The organism is Hoylesella shahii (assembly GCF_937990675.1).
GTDB lineage: Bacteria > Bacteroidota > Bacteroidia > Bacteroidales > Bacteroidaceae > Prevotella > Prevotella shahii.
The window spans coordinates 1-19,607 of sequence record NZ_CALKQY010000045.1 but is presented as its reverse complement, the minus strand read 5'-3'; the positions used below and the strand labels follow the sequence as shown (position 1 = coordinate 19,607).

10 protein-coding genes are annotated in these 19,607 nt (G+C 45.3%); 9 read left to right on the top strand and 1 reads right to left on the bottom strand.

Annotated elements, in window-relative coordinates:
* Positions 1-1,435: 1,435 nt before the first annotated feature.
* The gene (locus QME03_RS06725; protein WP_025815600.1) at positions 1,436-1,786 is read right to left on the bottom strand and encodes a hypothetical protein; all 351 of its coding nucleotides are present in this window, start codon (positions 1,784-1,786) and stop codon (positions 1,436-1,438) included.
* Positions 1,787-3,100: 1,314 nt separating this feature from the next.
* Here QME03_RS06725 and QME03_RS06720 point away from each other — a divergent pair.
* The 9 genes from QME03_RS06720 (at position 3,101) to QME03_RS06680 (ending at position 18,379) form a co-directional block, all read left to right on the top strand.
* Positions 3,101-6,328 carry a SusC/RagA family TonB-linked outer membrane protein gene (locus tag QME03_RS06720; RefSeq protein WP_281723860.1) on the top strand — a complete coding sequence of 1,076 codons (3,228 nt, stop codon included), beginning with the start codon at positions 3,101-3,103 and terminating at the stop codon, positions 6,326-6,328.
* 15 nt (positions 6,329-6,343) lie between these two features.
* A complete protein-coding gene (locus QME03_RS06715; protein WP_281723859.1) occupies positions 6,344-7,894 on the top strand; it encodes a RagB/SusD family nutrient uptake outer membrane protein in 1,551 nt (516 codons plus the stop codon).
* Between the two features lie 56 nt (positions 7,895-7,950).
* Positions 7,951-9,390 carry a DUF4832 domain-containing protein gene (locus tag QME03_RS06710; protein WP_281723858.1) on the top strand — a complete coding sequence of 480 codons (1,440 nt, stop codon included), beginning with the start codon at positions 7,951-7,953 and terminating at the stop codon, positions 9,388-9,390.
* Between the two features lie 82 nt (positions 9,391-9,472).
* Complete coding sequence (locus QME03_RS06705) at positions 9,473-10,702, top strand: acyltransferase family protein (protein ID WP_410521760.1); 1,230 nt, start codon at positions 9,473-9,475, stop codon at positions 10,700-10,702.
* A 16-nt stretch (positions 10,703-10,718) separates the two neighbouring features.
* Positions 10,719-12,482: a hypothetical protein gene (locus QME03_RS06700; protein WP_281723857.1), complete on the top strand. Its 1,764-nt coding sequence runs from the start codon at positions 10,719-10,721 to the stop codon at positions 12,480-12,482.
* Positions 12,483-12,808: 326 nt separating this feature from the next.
* Positions 12,809-14,395, top strand: a complete 1,587-nt coding sequence (locus QME03_RS06695; protein WP_281723861.1) for a glycoside hydrolase family 31 protein — start codon at positions 12,809-12,811, stop codon at positions 14,393-14,395.
* 207 nt (positions 14,396-14,602) lie between these two features.
* Positions 14,603-16,162, top strand: coding sequence for a Gfo/Idh/MocA family protein (locus tag QME03_RS06690; protein ID WP_110370085.1), 1,560 nt, complete (start codon positions 14,603-14,605; stop codon positions 16,160-16,162).
* A gap of 354 nt (positions 16,163-16,516) precedes the next feature.
* A complete protein-coding gene (locus QME03_RS06685) occupies positions 16,517-17,371 on the top strand; it encodes a 1-acyl-sn-glycerol-3-phosphate acyltransferase (RefSeq protein ID WP_281723856.1) in 855 nt (284 codons plus the stop codon).
* 18 nt (positions 17,372-17,389) lie between these two features.
* A complete protein-coding gene (locus QME03_RS06680) occupies positions 17,390-18,379 on the top strand; it encodes a GNAT family N-acetyltransferase (RefSeq protein WP_025815598.1) in 990 nt (329 codons plus the stop codon).
* Positions 18,380-19,607: the final 1,228 nt, after the last annotated feature.

The following is a 19,607-nucleotide window of genomic DNA, read 5'->3' as shown; positions in this document are numbered from 1 at the left end:
CAATAGCGAGATTACCAACTTTTTAGGGCACTTTTTTATCCCGAACTGGCGTAATCAATTGGGGTTTAATCTCAATCTATCTTTGGAAAGGTTTCGCTAGGTCGAAATATGGGCGCTGTATAAGGCCAATTTTAAACCCCAATCGATCATCAAGCCACAGTGTTTCCAAAATTCTTGTTTAGTGTTGTTTCCTAACATCTTTTATTTTCTAGTCGGCATCTTGTCTGTTTTTACAACTTAGCATAGCTCGCTACATCTGCGTTACAAAGACTGGCTATCTGCTCTACAATAAAACAAAATATGTTTAGGTTCTAATGACCAGTTTGAGTAAAATCTAAATCCAACTTAAGACTTTAGGATAATAAGCTCTTTTGTATCTGTAAAGTGTTAATATGAGTAATAAGATATTGCAAATACCCCCTTCTAGTGCAATACATTCTAGAGAAAAAATCTACTAAAACACTGCTGTTTTGCCTCATTTTTCTCCCTTTTGCGTTTTGTTTTGCGTCGATTTTTAGCGCAAATATGTCATTTAGCACCAAATAGCCTTTCTATTTTGAGAATGATAGTCATTATTTCATCGTCTCAAAACCGACTTTTAGGTGCTAAAAACCCCCTTTTTACGTTGTTTTTACGACCAAAAACAGGCGTTTTTTTATTGTTCCTGAGGTAAGAAGTTGGTCAAAATATTACAAAACACACCATTCTGTTCTGCGTTTTGCACCAAAAAGCCTTGCGTTTAGTAGGAGTTAGCCTTGCATTTAGTAGGAGTTAGCACTGCGTTTTGTAGGAGTTAGCACTGCATTTTGCTGCATTTAGCCATGCATTTTGCTGCAAAACGCACCAAAAGTCGTGAAAAATACGGTTTATTTCACAGAATAGTCGTTTAGTCAACCTTTGTTAGTGAAGTGAGTTTTTCACACCGTCAAAGCCCGGCGAGAATCGTTTATTTACGAGCTAGTAGGTGGTTGGTTGCTAAAAACCTCGATTTTTGTGTTAAAAATCATGCTAAATATTTTACAAAGTACGGAATGCCTAACAGATTTAGGCCCAAATCTGGCCAAACGAACAGAAATTACAGCTTAAACAGACCATCAGCAACGAAGAAAAACCTGAGTGCGCAAAGGAAAAACAAAACGAAGCACAAGCGTTAGAAACAGTTTTGCTAGCCATTATCAGTGAAACAAACCAAAAACACTGCGCAAAACAAGTAATCATGCGCCATAAACATCATCCAAAAACAACTTTGAAAATAGAAAAAGCCCCTTACTGGAAAAAGAATAAGAGCAAACAGCAAGGCATAGAAAAAGATTGAAGGGTCGCGACACATAGAGTTCTCGCCAGAGGCAACCTAAATGTAAAAAGAAACTAGCGTGCCTCCGTGCGTGGCTTTACTGCCGCGCCCTTTCTTCAAACAACAGTATGTAACACTAAATTAGTTGCGGCAGTCTATCATTATCGTGCCCGCGTGGCATCGATAAACTTGCTTCACTCGTCCATCATCGGAGTAATGAGCGGCTAATGCCTGTCGCAATTGTTCGTAGTCGTTGTCAGAGGCCATGCTATCGATTTTCACATTGATGAGCCTTCCCATGGGAAATACTTGGTAAAGCCCATCCTTGGTGTATCGAATTTTGTCTACGCCTCCGAGTAATCCGTAGCTTTGGTAGTCCGTTTCAAGGCTCGATACGAACTCATCGGCCAAGCTTAGCACTTCTCTGTACTTTACTTGTCCGCAGGCCCATAGCTGCAGTAACATAAAAACAAACAATACTACCTTCTTCATACAACATCAGTTTAGATTATTTACTTAATACATATTAGGTGTCCGCTCATTCAGCGGAGCATTGAGAGGTATAGTCAATCGAGCATTACGCCAGTTTGTTATGCGTTTTTGGATATTGTGTTCGCCTTTAGTTGTGTTTTGCGTCTTTGTTTGTGGCTCTTATCCGTTCCCTTACGGTTGTTTTTGTGGCTAAAACACAAGTCCCTCGATTGTATATTATTGTATTTTTATTATTTTTCTCTGGTTCGTCATTTTCGCCATGTGTTCAATGGCGGTTGTAAGGGCAAGGCATAAGTCCCTTGTTGTTGATTCGCGATTTTTTATTTCGCGATTTGCAAGTTAATCTAGCGTTTTAGTTCGCAAAGATTACTAAGTACATCGCAAAGATAGATATTTGTAACTTAACCTCCAAATGTTTTCCTTTCTTTTTTCATTAAAATAAGAAAAAAGATTGTTTTGCAATTCAAAATAAGTTTAAATTTCTAATAAATGCTTCAAAATATCGTATTTTGCGAAAGGTGTATTTCTTCTAATAGTACTGATATGATATAAGATACGATAATAATATGATAAAAAGCGAAACAAATAATGCTGCACAGAAATGCCGAAATGTGCCAAACTGGAGGACGAGGTGAACAATAATAAATGTGTTGTACGAGTATGTATTTAGCAATTTTTTGGTTAACAATACTGTTTCTTTGTCACTACTAGTTGAACTGGCAGCGGTGTTTACCGTGTATTTTACAAATTACATACCAATCGAAGGCCGTCAACACCCGCATAAAGTGTAGGTAATTGTCCTGAACTTCGGTTGATATAGAAAAAAGACAGCCTACTTTTCTATGATTATTTATGCACAGTTGTGGGCGAAATTGCATGAGCAAAGCGTTAAAAATGAGGCAGAGAATGCCTCAACTTCATTGTTCTGCATCTTTATTTTTTCGGCAAAAACGAGCAATATATCCAAAAATGGTTCTAAAAAGAATAGTGTATGCATATCTTAAGGCACAATTCATTTCGCTCAAAAGCGATTTAAACTTTAGTTGATAAACATTCTTTTGCAAATTGTATGTTGTCAAATACACTTTATTTCATGGCAAGATAGCACCTTGTTTAAATGTTTATGCTCGAAATATACGCGTTTTATAGAAGCTGAAGGCAGCATAACTGTTCATAATTTAGTTTACAAGCAAATCAAATATCTGTTTATAAACATTAAAAGATTGGGTAAAATAGACTAGAATTTACGGAATGTTTCTAATTTTACAAGCATTTTTTGATATTCAACTAAATCCTATATTAAAAAACAACAGTATGAAATTACGCCATGAAGTAAATTTATGCTTCTCTGCATTGCTCATTGCAGGTGGGGCGACGATGTGTTTTCCGCTTCAAGCATTGGGCGGGAACCGCGCGGTAGTCACGCCAATGACATCCATGCCAGTACAAACCATCGCAGTAACAGGTTATGTTCACGACACTAACGGCGAGCCAGTGATAGGTGCCGGCATACAGGTGGTGGGTTCGAAGCTAGCCACGGTTACCGATTTGGATGGTAGATTTACGCTCACAGTGCCCGTGGGCAGTAGTCTGTCGGTAAGTTACATCGGTTTTACCTCGCAGGAAGTAAAGGCCAAGTCAACATTAGACATCACGCTAAGCGAAGACAGTCGTTCGCTCGACGAGGTTGTTGTGGTGGGTTATGGCAAGATGAAGAAGCGCGATTTAACAGGCGCCATCTCCTCGGTTAAAGGTTCAGATGTGGCTTTGGCCGGCGTTGCGTCGGCCGCTCATGCCCTAGCCGGTAAGGCAGCAGGCCTTTATGTACGCCAAAACTCTGCCCAGCCTGGTGGCGGTCTCGATATCTTGGTGCGTGGTGCTGGCTCGGTTAATGCCAAAAACGACCCACTTTACATCGTGGATGGTTTCCCTATTGCCAAGATAGACCAGCCACAAGGCGTAAACGACCGTATGGACCCCGGTACACAAGGCGTGCTCAACTTTCTTAACCCCAATGATATTGAACGTGTGGAGGTGCTCAAGGATGCCTCGGCAACAGCTATCTATGGTGCTCGTGCAGCCAATGGCGTGGTGATTGTAACCACCAAGCGCGGTGCTGAGGGCAAACCACAGGTGGATTATTCGTATAACTACTCTTACCAAAAGTATTCAGACAAGTACGACATGCTATCGCTTCAAGAGTGGATGGTGGAAAAAAACAAGTCGACTTGGGAATACTGGGTGTGGGAAAACGGCGTTGGACCCTGGGGAGGAAAAACCCTTGAGGCCGCAATTAGAGCGCCCAAAGGCGGATTGGCCTACACACAACCCTTTACCGAAGCACAGATAGCAGCCGCAGGCGCAGGCACCGACTGGTTGGGTTTGATTACTCGCAACGGTAGTGTGCAAGAACATAACCTGAGTTTGCGTGGTGGTTCGAAGGGCACACAGTACATGCTCTCGCTTAACTACTTCGATAATCAAGGTATAATTCGCAATTCTGGTATGACGCGATACACCTTGAAAACCAATATCGACCAGAAATTTCTCGATATTTTTAAGCTCGGTTTAAACCTCACTCTCACACGAATAGACAACGCCAATACACAATTAGGCGGTCAACGATGGGAGAAATCGGGTATGATTAGGGCCGCAGTGCAGATGGGTCCGCATATCAAAGCCTTTGACCCATCAACAGGACTCTATCCCATCAACCCCCTTTTGGGAACGCAACCCAACCCCTATTCGTTGCTCAACAACATAGATGAAAGTCGCACCGACCGCTTTTTGGGTAATATCTTCCTTGAAACCAACCCCTTACAAGGGCTTACGCTAAAGCTAAATGCAGGACTCGACCGCACCAATGTGTTCAGAGGTACCTACGAACCCAAGACAACACTATGGGGACGAAACACCAATGGCAATGCCGATGTTTACAATAACGACAATAACCAATATCTGTTAGAAGCCACAGCCAACTACACGCGCACCTTTAACGATGAACATAAGCTGTCGCTGTTGGCTGGAACATCGTTCGAACAGTTCGAATTTAAAACCTCGAGAGCAGGCAACAACGATTTCCTTACCGACGCCTTTGGATACCACAACCTTGATGCAGGCACCGGACAAAGGCGAGTGGGCTCGGGATATAGCAAAAATAAGATGGAAAGTTATTTCTTCCGCGCCAATTACATCCTGAAAGACCGCTATTATCTCACCGCAACAATGCGTGCAGACGGCGCTAGCGTGTTTGCCAAAAACCACAAATGGGGCTATTTCCCCTCGGTGGCATTGGGTTGGACCATGAGCGAAGAGGCGTTTATGAAGCCCATTGAATGGCTAAGCATGTTGAAATGGAGATTGAGTTGGGGACAAACAGGAAACTCCGATATCGGTACAAATGCCTTTGCTAGCTATTCGGCACAGACCGCTTTTAATAAAGAAGACAACTCAAAGATAATCGGTGTGAAGCGTACCCGACTGGAAAACCCCGACCTGAAGTGGGAAACAACCACCGAATGGAACGTAGGACTGGACATGGGTTTCCTCAATAACCGCATCCTTGCCAGTGTGGAATTTTATCATAAGGTGATTTCCGACCTGCTGAACTATAAGCCATTGAACGCCTATCAAGAAGTAACAATGGTGATGGCCAATGTGGGTAAGACCCAAAGCACAGGTGTGGAACTTACCATTAATACTAAAAACATCGACACACGCGACTTTAAATGGACCACCGACCTAACTTTTACCGCGTATAAAGACCGTTGGAAGGAGCGCACACCCGACTGGAAACCGGGTGTTTACGAACGTGTGGACGACCCCATAAGACCCATTTATGCTCGTTTGGCCGACCATATCCTGCAGATTGGCGAAGAAGTGCCCAGCGCACAGCCATTGTTGCGACCAGGAGAACTAGTGATAAAAGACATCAACGGTTATCAACGCGACAGTAATAAGCAACCCGTGGTGGACCAAAATGGACGTTTTGTGCTCACTGGAGAACCCGATGGAATGATAGACGAAGCCGATAATGTGCTGCTAGGTTCGCAAGACCCAGCATGGCTCGCTGGTATAACCAACACCTTAAGATATAAAAACTTCGATTTGAATATACAATTTAATGGTATGTTTGGGCGAAGAATGCAAGACCCAACCGAGATGGCATACGGCCTTGGAGGCGGAGACCTAGCCCGTTATGGCTATAATGCCCTGCGAAAAATAAAAAATCGCTGGACTTGGGACAATCCCTCTACCACCCAACCCACATCGTTTAATGGCTGGGCAAACAACTATACCTCGGGCGATTGGTATTATCAACAGGCTTGGTTTGTTCGTCTCACCAACATCAGTCTGGGTTGGACGCTGCCTCGCACATGGCTCTCGCACACCAAAGTGGTTTCGCGCGTTCGCCTATCATTAAGCGCCAACAACCTGTTCTGCATCACGCCGTATAAGGGCATAGACCCCGAGACCGACTATTATGCAGCATCTTATCCCAATGCCCGTACCTATAGCTTGGGAATTAACGTAACATTCTAATCGTAAAAACCAACAATGATGAAAATAATAAAAGGCTTAACCCTGATGTTGGCATCGGCAGCTATGGCATTAAACACAGCCTGTTCCGACCTAACGCCTGTAGACTATTCGGAGATAAACCCCAATAACTTCCCCCAAAACGAAAGCGACGTAAAGGCTTTGGTGATGAATTGCTACTATCCGCTGCGTGGCAACTGGTGGGATGGACTCTATTCGCCCTCAGAAAGAGGCGTGATGTTTGTGAACGATTGCACAACAGGCATCCTCACAGGCGACTTTGGTGCACAAAAGATGGCAGCAGAGCTTAACTTTTTCCCAACAAGCGAAGAGATAACCTGGTTTTATTTTACCCGAAACACCACCGATTACAGCGGTGGATACATCAATAAAATTAGCACTTGCACGCTTACGCTAGACGATATCGCTCGTGCCCCCATCGACGAAAGCAAGAAAAAGGCCTACGAAGCCGAAGTGAGATGCGCCCGTGCATTCCTCACTTACACGCTATACGATATGTATGGCCCGCTGGTTATTGCACCGTTAGAGGTGTTGAAAAACCCTTTGAAGGAACAACCCCTGCCTCGTTTGTCGCGCGAAGAACAAGTTAAGTTCATCGAAGACGACCTGTTGTTTGCTGCCGATTATCTGCCCATGCCCGATAAAGCCGAATATGGTCGCTTTAGCAGGGGCTTTGCTAAGATGTTACTCATACGTCTTTACTTGCACGAAACACCTGTTAGCAAAGACTATTATAATAAGGTGGAGACCCTTGCACGCGAAATGATGGCTCCGCAGTATGGTTATCAGTTGCAAAGAGACTATGTAAAGATGTTTGAACTGGGCGGACAAGGCTCGGCAAACAAAGAAATTATCTATGCTTTGCCCTGTTCTTACGATGGACCGAGCATCAATCAATGGCACATGATGGTGCTTCCCACCGACTTTGCTCAGGGAGGAATGAGCGGAGGATGGGGAACAGTGACCAGTACTTGGGCATTCTACGACTCGTTTGATGCTAAAGACGTGCGCAGAACGAAGCTGCTAACCACCTATACCAGTTCGACAGGCGACCAGATAGACCGCAACACGCCGCAAGCAAAGCTGGCAATGGGACCGATTGCTTTGAAAATGGGCTACGATACACGTGTGAGCGCCACTGGTGGACACTCAGACATCGACCTGATTCTCTATCGCTATGCCGACGTTTATTTGTCGTTGGCCGAGGCGCTCTCGCAAAAAACAGGCGCAACTGCAGCCGACTTGGCCAAGGCTGTTGACCTTATCAACACCATTCGCCAGCGTGCAGGCATTGAAAAGCTGTCGGCTAGCGCGCTAAACACTCCCGAAAAGGTGCTTGATGCTATTTTAACCGAACGCTGGCACGAGTTCTGGTGCGAGAACGGACAGTTCCGTGCCGACCTTATTCGCCATCATAAGCTCGCGCAATGGGTAAAGAATATCAATAATTCGCCTTATGCCGAAGATTTTAAAGAGCTTTATCCACTGCCCTTGTCGGCCATTATTGATGGCAAGGGAGCAGTGAAACAAAATGCTGGTTATCAATAAGTAAAATGCTGGGCCGATGTTGTTGCAGCGTCGGCCTGGCTTAAACAATCAACAAAATGACACATCTAAACAACCTCTTGCTTAGTGCGATGGTGCTTATGGCTATGGCATGTGGAGGCAACAACAATGACGAGAGACCTGATAACATTACGCCTCCCACGACAGAAGTGAAATTAAAGAGCGTTACTTACAGGCAGAGCAACGACGAAATAGCTAATCCCGAACGCGGACTTTACACCCAGTTGGAGTGTAATGCCACTGAAAGCGTTTCGCTAAGTAGTCTTGTAAAACTAAGAAGTGAAGGCAAAACATTGGTGCAACTGATGTATTACCTGCCCCAATATCGTAACACCGACCTGCCCGAAACCTTCGCTACGAAGCTATCTGCAGACCTCAACTTGGTAGAACAAGCTGGTTTGAAGGCCATCTTGCGCTTTGCTTACACAAATTCTCAAGAAGGTGAAGACGCGCCTATGAACATTATCAAGCGCCATCTCGACCAAATAAAACCCACACTCCACGAACAAGTGGGTGTTATTGCCTGCGTTCAGGCTGGTTTTATAGGCGCATGGGGCGAGTGGTATTACTCAACAAACAAGCTTAACAACACTGCTTCGTATGCCGAACTGCTGAACAAATGGCTTGAAGTGCTGCCTGCGGAGCGCTGTGTACAGGTGAGAGTGCCTAAGTATAAGAAAGACTTTTTGGGCAATAGCACTGCACTGACGCCCGAAACTGCTTTTAAAAACACGCCCGCCGCACGCATTGGTCATCACAACGATGCCTTTATGACCAATGAAACCAATATGGGTACCTATCTAGATTTGAAGAATGATAGGATGTATGTGGCACAAGAGGGCTTGTTTGTGCCACTGGGAGGCGAGACTGCTAACCCTGGTAAGGGGGCTGTTCTCTCTACTGGCGACCAAGCTTTGGCCGAAATCCAAACCCTACATTGGTCGTTCTTAAACGATGCCTACTACACTCCGATGCTCGATAATTGGAAAAAAGGTGGGTACTTCAATAAGATAAAGAAACTGCTGGGTTATCGTATCTTCCTGAATAAGACCGAATTTACCGAACAAAACGCTCCTGGTAGCGACCTCTCTCTTAATCTTACGTTTGGCAATGCTGGCACTGCATGTCTGTATAATGCACGTCCCGTGGTGCTAGTGCTCTGCTCTGAAAACAACAGTAGCGAGTATGTGGCCACCACCGACATCGATTTACGCCAGGTTCAACCCGAACGAATGGCTACATTTAAGTTGCAAGTAAAACTTCCAAGCAATCTGCCTGAGGGCAAATATAAGTTGAAGTTGTGGCTACCCGATGGTAGTAAAGCCCTAAGAAACAACCCTGTATACGCCGTGCGGTTGGCTAATACCACTGTGTGGGACAAGCAAAAGGGCTATAACGATATGGACATTGCTATCACCGTGGCCAAAGATAAGAACGCCAAAGCAGGTAGTTCCACCCTTGTTTTCAGTAAGAAATAATGGCGATGTGCAGCCACAAACCATCGGTTTAAGGCAAATCATCGGGCATAAACACATTAAATCGTAATAACCAGCGAGGCAAATGACTCGTTCAGACCTATCTCTTAAGGCTGCTTCGTCGGCCCAAAACAACGATAAGGAGCAAGTGTCGCAATGCTCAAAAGGTGCCAATGGTAGTGTCTCGGCACAGCAATCGTCGCGTCTGTTGTCGCTCGACCTACTTCGCGGAATGGATTTAGCCCTGCTAGTGCTATTCCAACCCGTGGTGTACGAGTGGGTAGAGGCCAGTAGACCAATGCCAGGAAGCTTCGGCGAAGCGCTTTTTGGACAGATAACACATGTGCCTTGGCAGGGCTTTTGCTTTTGGGACATCATCATGCCCCTGTTTATGTTCATGTCGGGCATCACCATTCCCTTCTCCATGGGCAAGTATCAGCGTGGCAAATGTGCCGACCGAGGCCATTTCTTACTGCGTTTGTTCAGGCGCTTTATGGTGTTATGGCTGTTGGGAATGGTGGCTCAAGGCAACCTTTTGGCCCTAGATTTGCGCCAACTCCATCTTTATAGCAACACCCTTCAAAGCATAGCAGTGGGTTATGTGGTGGTGGCCTTGCTCTTTGTTTACACCTCTTGGCGCACGCAGTTGGCTGTTGTGGCGAGCTGCATGCTGGCCTATGTGGCCGTGTTTGCCATTTGGGGGCAGATGGATTTCACCATCGATGTTAACATTTGCGAGGAGATAGACCGCCAAGTGTTGGGTCGTTGGCGCGATGGAGTGGTGTGGCAAGGCAACCAATGGCTCTGGGAACCCACCTATCACTACACCTGGATACTGTCTTCGCTCAACTTTGTGGCCACGGTTTATATGGGATGCATGGCCGGAATGGTGCTGCGCTCTGGACTTAAAAACACAAGCAAGCTGCGCATTCTGTTGTTTGAAGGCCTCTTGTTGATAGTGTTGGCCTTTGCCTTAAGTGGTGTTGTGCCCATCATTAAGCATATTTGGTCTACCTCAATGACCTTCTTGTCGGGCGGAATCTGTCTTTTGCTTATGGGAGCAGCCTATTATTGGGTCGACCTAAAGGGCAGAACGCGTGGATTGATGTGGCTGCGCTTCTACGGAAGCAATTCGCTTGTGGCTTATATGGTGGGCGAACACGTGAGTTTCTCTTCTATAACCGATTCGGTTTTTTATGGATTAAAGCCCCTGCTAGGCGATTATTATTCCGTGTTGAATGCGGCTGTGCAGGGCATTATCGTACTCCTCGTGCTGCGATGGATGTATAAATCAAATATTTTTGTAAAAGCATAACTAAAAAAATAACATTATGTTCAAGCCAATCTCTTGTTCACTCGTGCTGCCATTGGCCTTCGCACTGGTGGGATGTAGCGACAACAACGACGCTATAAGCATGGAAAAAAATGGTCCGAAACCACAAATGGAACTGCAGGTGACACCCCAAGACGGGTTGCTCTATGGGGACAAAGTAAATGTTTCGGGACAAATGACCGACGAACGCAACCTAGAGCAATATGTGATAACCGTTACCAATGCCGCTGGCGACACGCTTGTGCGCAAACAACAAAGCTTGTTGGGACAAAGTTTTAACCTTAACACCGACCTGCTGGTGGCTCTTCCCAAGAACGCTAAGACCGAAAACCTGAAACTAAGGGTGCGTCTAGACAATACACGCAATGGCGAACTGATACAGGATTTCGACCTAACCAATGTGTCGGCTCCCACCTTTACGCAGTTATATCTCTTTCTTTCTACAGGCGAAGTCTATCCCCTTACAAAGAATGGCGATGAGTTTACCGTGGCCGACGATATCTTTTTCCCGGCCAATACCAAAGGCATTGTTGCCGCAACGGCCGATAATTCGGGTATCTACTGGGGTACAACGGCTGGCGAAATTGCCACGATGGGCAAAGATTCTATCGTTATTGGTGCTGATGTAGATGCCTCGTTTAAGGTGTCGTTCAATCCTGTTACCTTCGAACTAACAAAGGGCGAGAAACATTTCTGGGCTCCTTTAGATGCCACGGAGAGCTATTATATCCTTGGAACTATCTCTGGGCACTGGAAAGATGGTGAGATAACAGAACCCAAAAACAAAATGGCGATGAAGGGGTTTGGGTATGATGGCGCACAATATTACACCTGGACTGCCCCCGAAGGCGACGATCCTGAAGTGGGTATGTGGGGAAGTACCTCGCCAGGAGTGTTCAGATTGAAGCAGCCTTCTACTGGGAAATACATCCTCTGGGATGGAAAAAATATCGTGATGAGCAACACCGACGATAAGAATAAGAGCTTCCCCGTAACAGATAAAGGTAATTTTACCATACGCGCTGAGTTTGAAAAGGGTGTCTGCACTATGGTTAAAGTAAGCGGAGTGGGTAAGTCGCTCACCTTCGCCAATGGTAAAGTAACCATCAATGGGCAAGAGATGCAATCGGCTATCACGCTTAATGGTCAGAAGCTAAACATCAAATGGGGCAATAGTTATGTGTACGAAGGCATGCTCGATATGAAGAAAGGACAAACAATATCGGCTCCATTCAGCCTTGCTCCTTTTAAAGGTAGCACCGATTTGTTTGAGGGAGTGGGTAACGATACCTGGACCTTGAAGACCGCCGACGACAAATATTACACGCGCATAGACCTATTTAATGGTGAGTTTTATGCTTGTCCTACCTCGGCCTACCCACAATTTATCTACATGGATGGCTGGAGTTTGGCTCCCAGAGAAGATGCAACCGACATTGTTTGGAATGCAGAAAAGGTAATTCCTTTGGCTCGTACGGCCGCAGGAAAATACGAAGGCACGTTCTATAACTTTGGTTGGGGTGGCGATGTGGCTTTCTATGTTACCTATCCTCGTGGTGGAAAGGCCTTGAGATTGCCCAATGCAGCCTTTAATTCTCCATTTGTTAATCCTGGTAGTGGTCCTGGTAGCTTCACCATTCCCTCGGCAGCGGGATATTATAAAGTAGTAATCGACCTCAAAGAGGGCATTGAAATAAAGCCCAACGATGAAGTTGTGAGCAAGGCTACAACGCCACTTACCCTCGAATACATTGCGAAATAGAAGATAATGTCTCATTCGCTCGCACACAATTGGCCTCACTCCCTGTCTCTCACCAAGAGACGGGGGAGTGGTGTGCCTTGTTCGTAGACAAAGAGTGTTGTTCACTATGCAACGAAGCATTAGGATTTTAAAGGTGAAAAGCTGAAAAGGTGAAAAGCATTTTACTTAATTCCTTCTCCTTACTCCTTTACTCCTTTACTCTTCACTCCAAAGCATTTAACTTATTTACTTACTTCTTTACTCCTTTACTCCTCAAAGAGAATATGCACAAACGCAGTCTTAACTTATTTACTTACTTCTTTACTCCTTTACTCCTCAAAGAGAATATGCACAAGCGCAGTCTTACCCTCATCTTTGCGCTTGCTTTTGCGCTCGTTTCTCATGCTCAGCACATCATCGACATCAAGTCGCAGCCCGGCGAACGTTGGTGGGGCGGGGCTACGGCTTTAGGTTCGAAAATGCCGTTTGCCAAAGAACTATCGCCGTTTAATCTTTTCAACCGCAACGACAACAATCAGGTTTCGCCCCTGCTCATATCTAATAAAGGGCGCTACCTATGGAGCAACCAGCCTTTTACCTTTAGTGTGAGCCAAGGCAACCTGCATCTCGACTCGCCTGTGGTCGAAATAGAGCTTAAAACTGGTGGCTCAAGTCTTCGCGAAGCTTATTTGTCGGCCATGCGCGAGCATTTCCCGCCGAGCGGAATATTGCCCGATAGCTTGTTTTTTACCATGCCTCAATACAACACGTGGATAGAATTGATGTACAATCAAAATCAAAAAGACGTGTTGGCTTATGCCGAAGACATTGTGAAGAATGGTTTCCCGCCTGGAATTATTATGATAGACGATAACTGGCAGCGACATTATGGCAACTTCGAGTTTAAACCCGACCGTTTTCCCAACCCTGCCTACATGGTGAAACGCTTGCACGAGATGGGTTTTAAGGTGATGTTGTGGGTGTGTCCGTTTGTTTCGGCCGACTCTCCTGAGTATCGCGACCTCGCTGAAAAGGGCTATTTGCTGAATGATTCCACTTCGCAGCCAGCTATCATCAAATGGTGGAACGGGCAAAGTGCGGTGTACGACTTTACCAACCCTCAAGCTCGTCAACACTTTGTGACGCTCTTACGCGACGTGCAGCAGCGTTATGGTATCGACGGGTTTAAGTTTGATGGTGGCGATAACCATTTTTACCATCGTTCCGACCTTGTGTCGTATGGCGGAAAGCGCCTAGCTTCGGTAGAACACACACGCGCTTGGGCCGAAATTGGTCTTGCTTTTCCCTTTAACGAGTACCGAGCTGGTTGGCAAATGGGCGGAAAAGAATTGGTGCAACGCTTGGGCGACAAAGATTATTCGTGGCAGGCCGTGCGCTTACTCATCCCCGACATGATAGCCGCAGGCTTGCTTGGTTATGCTTACGCTTGTCCTGATATGATTGGTGGAGGCTCGTTTGGCACCTTTTTAGGTATTGATGCCAGTCAGTTCGACCAAAAACTCATTGTGCGCTCGGCCCAGGTTCATGCCTTAATGCCAATGATGCAGTTTTCGGTTGCCCCTTGGCGCATTCTCAACCCTCAGCATTTGCAGGCTGTGAAGGCCATGGCGCAGCTTCATGCCACCTTCGGACACTACATTTTGCAATGCGCGCGCAGGTCGGCAGCCACTGGCGAACCCATTGTTCAAAGTCTTGAGTACGCTTATCCCCATCAAGGCTACATCGAAATAGTCGACCAATGGATGCTTGGTGATAAGTATATGGTGGCGCCGATGGTTGATGCGGGCAATAGCCGAACCGTGGTTTTGCCCCCTGGAAAATGGAAAGACGACCGCGGACGAGTGTTGAAAGGCGGACGAACAATTACTATCGACGTGCCACTCAACCGACTTCCTTATTACCAAAAACTCTAATCTCGCTGTGTTTGCACAGTCCTTGCGCCCCGTTCGATAATCGTAGCGGGGCGTATTGCGTTGTGTAAAACATATATTAAAGTACATAACAAAGGTAAGAATAGTGTTTTTTTCAAAATAAAGCGCATGTTCATAACATTATTTATTACCTTTGCTGAAACAATCATGTCCTGCATACAACGACTAAAATTTAAATTAGCTTTAAATATGTTACGCAAAAAACTACTTGTACAGCTTTCGCTTGCGGCCCTTATGCTGGTTCCGCAAACCATGAAGGCTCAGTTTAACTGGCCTTACAAAAACGTTAACGGCACATTAGTTACCGAAGTTCCTCAAAGAGAGGCCGGACAACAATCAGCTATCAATCTTGCAACTCCTAAATTAAAGGTGGTGCGCGTGGCCTTTGTTGGTCTTGGTATGCGTGGGCCTGGTGCTGTGGAACGCTGGACACATATCCCTGGCATCGAAATTAAGGCCCTTTGCGACTATGAAAAGAACCGTGCAGACGACTGTCAGAAGTATTTGAAGAAGGCTAGCATGCCTGCTGCCGACGTTTATTATGGAGAAAACGGATATAAGGATTTGTGCAAACGCACCGACATCGACCTTGTTTACATCGCCACCGACTGGATTCACCACTTCCTCGTGGCCAAAGAAGCCCTCCTCAATGGCAAACATGTGGCCATCGAAGTGCCTTCGGCAATGAATATGCGCGAGATTTGGGAACTGATAAACCTATCCGAGAAAAGTCGTTTGCATTGCATGATTCTTGAAAACTGCTGCTACGACTTCTTCGAACTCAACTCGTTGCGCATGGCGCAAGAGGGACTTTTCGGTGAGGTTATCTATGCACAAGGTGCTTATCGCCACGAGTTGTCGCCCTACTGGCAACATTATTGGAAGAACGGACCCGACGACAAACTGGGCTGGCGCTTGCGTTATAACAAGGATTTCCGTGGTGATGTGTATGCCACACATGGCCTAGGCCCCATCGCTCAGGTGCTTAACATCCATCGTGGCGACCGCATGCGCACCCTTATTGCTATGGATACACATTCGTTTAACGGCAAAAAACTGGTTGAGAAATTTGATGGTAAGGCTTGCGAAAACTTCCGCAATGGCGACCAAACCACAACACTTATTCGCACCGAACAGGGTAAGGTGATGGAAATTATCCACAATGTGATGACTCCTCAACCCTATAACCGCATGTATCAGCTAACGGGAACAAAGGGTTTTGCCAATAAATACCCCACAGAGGGTTATGCACTCTCGGCTAGCGACTTGAAAGATGCTGGCGTTAAGCCTTCGAGCGACAAGATTTCGGGACACGAATACCTGAAAGAAGCCGATATGAAGGCACTCGTTGAACGCTATACTAGTCCGATTGTGAAAAAATATGGCGACGAAGCGAAGGAAGTTGGTGGCCATGGTGGTATGGACTTTATCATGGATAGCCGCTTGGTGTATTGCTTGCAAAATGGTTTGCCACTCGATATGGACGTGTACGACCTGGCTGAATGGTGCTGCTTGGCCGAACTTGGCTCTATCTCGATGGACAATGGATGCTTGCCCGTAGAGGTTCCCGACTTTACACGTGGTCATTGGAACGAGGTGAAGGGTTACAAACACGCATACGCTTCGCCCGAAGATGAAGCTAAAGCGCTTGCCGATGCCAAAGCTTTCACTGCCGAACTTAAGGCTAAGGGCGCAAAATATTGGGCCAAGATGGATAAAAAAGGCGGTAATAAAAAAGGTAAGAAGTAAAATCCCGATGCTGCACAATACGCCTTTGCGCAACTAAAGGTTGCTCTTGTTAGGGGCAGTGTAGTAAAAATATAAATGTAGAAAAGGTTTGGAAACACCGTGTGGCGCAGTTTTTATATAAGCCACGTTGTGGTTTTCAAACCTTTTCGGCGTTTATAGAGGTGTGAGTGGTGAAAGTAAAAAGCACAAAAACAGCCAAACAATCCTGTTAACACAATGATGTGGGGGAGGGAACATGGCTGTAATAAGAAAAATACAAAATCAGGACGCATTTTTTAAGGTCGGTAACAGCCGAATTAAAAAAAGAAGTGTTATTTTTGCAAATTGTTAGTATTGTTTTGATAGAACGACATTGTGGAGAAAACCATAGACATAGACAACATCCTTCGAAGCAAGATGGGCAATAAAGCGCGTCTTGTGCCGAGGCCATTGGTGAAATGGCTCAAGCATATTGTGCATCAAGATGAGGTGAATGCCTTTCTTTGGGAAAGTCGCGCATTGGTGGGTGTTGATTGGTTGGAGGCTTGTGTGCGTTATCTTGACCTTACGTTGAACGTGCAAGGCATGGAAAACCTGCCTACTAAAGACGATGGGAAGCTCTATACACTCGTGTCTAACCATCCTTTGGGTGGCATCGACGGGGTGGCGCTTGGGGCAATCGTGGGTAGACACTACGAAGGCAACTTTCGTTATCTGGTTAACGACCTGCTGATGAACCTCCCCGGACTGGCTCCGCTATGTATTCCGATTAACAAAACTGGCAACCAAAGTCGTGCTTTCCCTGCAATGGTTGAGGCTGGATTTAAAGGACAACAGCACATGATGATGTTTCCTGCCGGACTGTGTAGCCGCAAAACAAAGGGCGAAATACGCGACTTGCAGTGGACTAAGACATTTGTGGTTAAGAGCGTAGAAACGCAGAGAGACGTGGTGCCCATACATTTTGACGGGCAAAACTCGAACTTCTTCTACCGATTGGCTAACATCTGTAAACGTTTGGGCGTGAAATTCAACGTGGCAATGCTGTTCCTCGTTGACGAAATGTACAAGAATAGGCATAAAACGTTTAACGTAACCATCGGAAAGCCTATACCCTGGCAGACGTTTGATAAAAGTCGCACGCCTCTGCAATGGGCGCAAATGGTACAAGATGTTGTGTATCAGCTGCCCAATAATGCCAATGCAGGCAACCTACCCCCTAAGCCATAAACGATAATCCTAGGAAGAATGGAAGAAATAGTCATCCCACCCGTTGACAAACAATTGCTAAAGAGCGAACTAACGCCAAGCAAACAATTGCGCCTAACCAATAAGAGCAATAACGAAATTTATATCGTTACGGCTCAAGACTCGCCCAATGTGATGCGCGAGATTGGCCGATTGCGCGAGATTGCCTTTAGAAATGCTGGCGGTGGAACGGGAAAGGCGCTCGACATTGATGAATTTGACACGATGGAAGGTGGGTATAAACAACTCATTGTGTGGAATCCTGATGCCGAAGATATTATTGGGGGCTATCGTTTTCAATATGGTACCGACTGGAAAATGAATGCCGATGGACAGCCTTTGTTGGCCACAAGTCATATGTTTAAGTTCTCTAATCGTTTTCTTACCGAATATATGCCCTACACCGTGGAGCTGGGACGCTCGTTTGTGGCTGTTGAATATCAGAGTATTCGTAAGGGAGCGAAGAGCATTTTTGCACTCGATAACTTGTGGGATGGCCTTGGAGCACTCACAGTGATTAATCCTAAACTGAAATATTTCTTTGGTAAGATGACCATGTACCCCTCTTACATACGCCGTGGCAGAGACATGATATTGTATTTTCTGAAGAAACACTTCGACGATAAGGAAAATTTGATTACGCCGATGAAGCCTCTGGTTATCGAAACCGACCCAAAGGAACTGGAAGAACTATTTAGTGCCGACGATTTTAAGGAGGATTATAAAATATTGAACCGAGAGGTGCGCGCCTTGGGCTATAACATTCCGCCTTTGGTAAACGCTTATATGGGACTCAGTCCTACAATGAAACTTTTTGGTACGGCCATCAATTACGGTTTTGGCGATGTGGAAGAAACGGGTATTCTTATCGCTGTTGACGAGATTTTGGAAGAAAAACGTGTGCGTCACATCGATAGTTTTATTGCCGAAAACAGAGAACTATTGCAACTTACTACGGGTAGAAACAAGATTATATATAAGAAGGTGTAGGCCATTGTAATGGTGTTGAGCCAGCAGGCCTACTTACAGAAGGTTTATAGATAAAGAAAAATAGAAGGTTATTAAGGCAATGAAGCATAGTGGTTTTTGGCTGCATGCTCATTGCCTTTTTGTTGTTGTCTGCCCGTAGTGTTTTTGGCCAATAACGCTTCTGCTTTATTGGGCGTTAGCTTGTAATTGTAATGGTGCTTGTTGCTGCAGGGTGGAGTTGTTTGCACCACAAAAGGAGGACAACTATGTTCAAAACAAGCAAATAATGCTGCGAAATGAAGGGTGTGGCACCAAACAAAGGGGTGTGATGCTTATTGTGCAAATGCATTTAGGTTGCTTGTTTTGTTAATATTGGTAATAAAACTTTACAAAACACACTCTTCAAGCCAGCCCCTTCTAGAGAAAAGAGGTGGCAAAAAGTAGGCTTTTTGCCCACTTTTAGGTCACATACACTTTAATTTTTACATCCAAATTGAGCACCAAATGGTCATTTTGCACCATTTTACCCTTCTATTTGCTCGCCAACGCTCAATTTTTCGCTCCCCCAAAAGCCACTTTTTACCCCTAAAAGGCCCTATTTTAGGTGGTTTTTCACCTCAAAAAGCCCTATTTTTTTGCCATTGGTGAGCTGATAGGGTTATTAAAAACTAGCAAAAAGCACCATTTGGTTCTGCGTTTTGCACCAAATAGCCTTGCATTTAGTAGGAGTTAGCCTTGCATTTAGTAGGAGTTAGCACTGCGTTTAGTAGGAGTTAGCACTGCGTTTTGCTACATTTAGCAGGGTGTTTAGCTACAAATAGCCTCAAAAATTGCGTAAAACGCGGTTTTTATAGCCGAAAATTCGTTTTATTAGACTTAGTTGGTTGTACATGTTTTTCGCTGTGTGAAACCTTCGCGAGAATCGATTATTTACGAGCGAGCAGGCAAAGGGTTAGAAAAAAGGCACTCATAATGTTAAATTTTATGACAGATTTTTTACAATTGGCAAGGCGTTTACAGATGTAAAGCCCAATAAAGTGTAGCAAAAGACACAAGACAACATAAACAACATGGCATAAAAGCACGCTTATGGGCAATGGCGAATGAACTGTTAGAGGGTGGAATGCACGTTAAAAAAACATCGGCCACAACATTGTTACCAATGCGTGGCCGATAATTTTGATGGTCGGGATGAGGCGACTCGAACGCCCGACCCCTACGTCCCGAACGTAGTGCGCTACCAACTGCG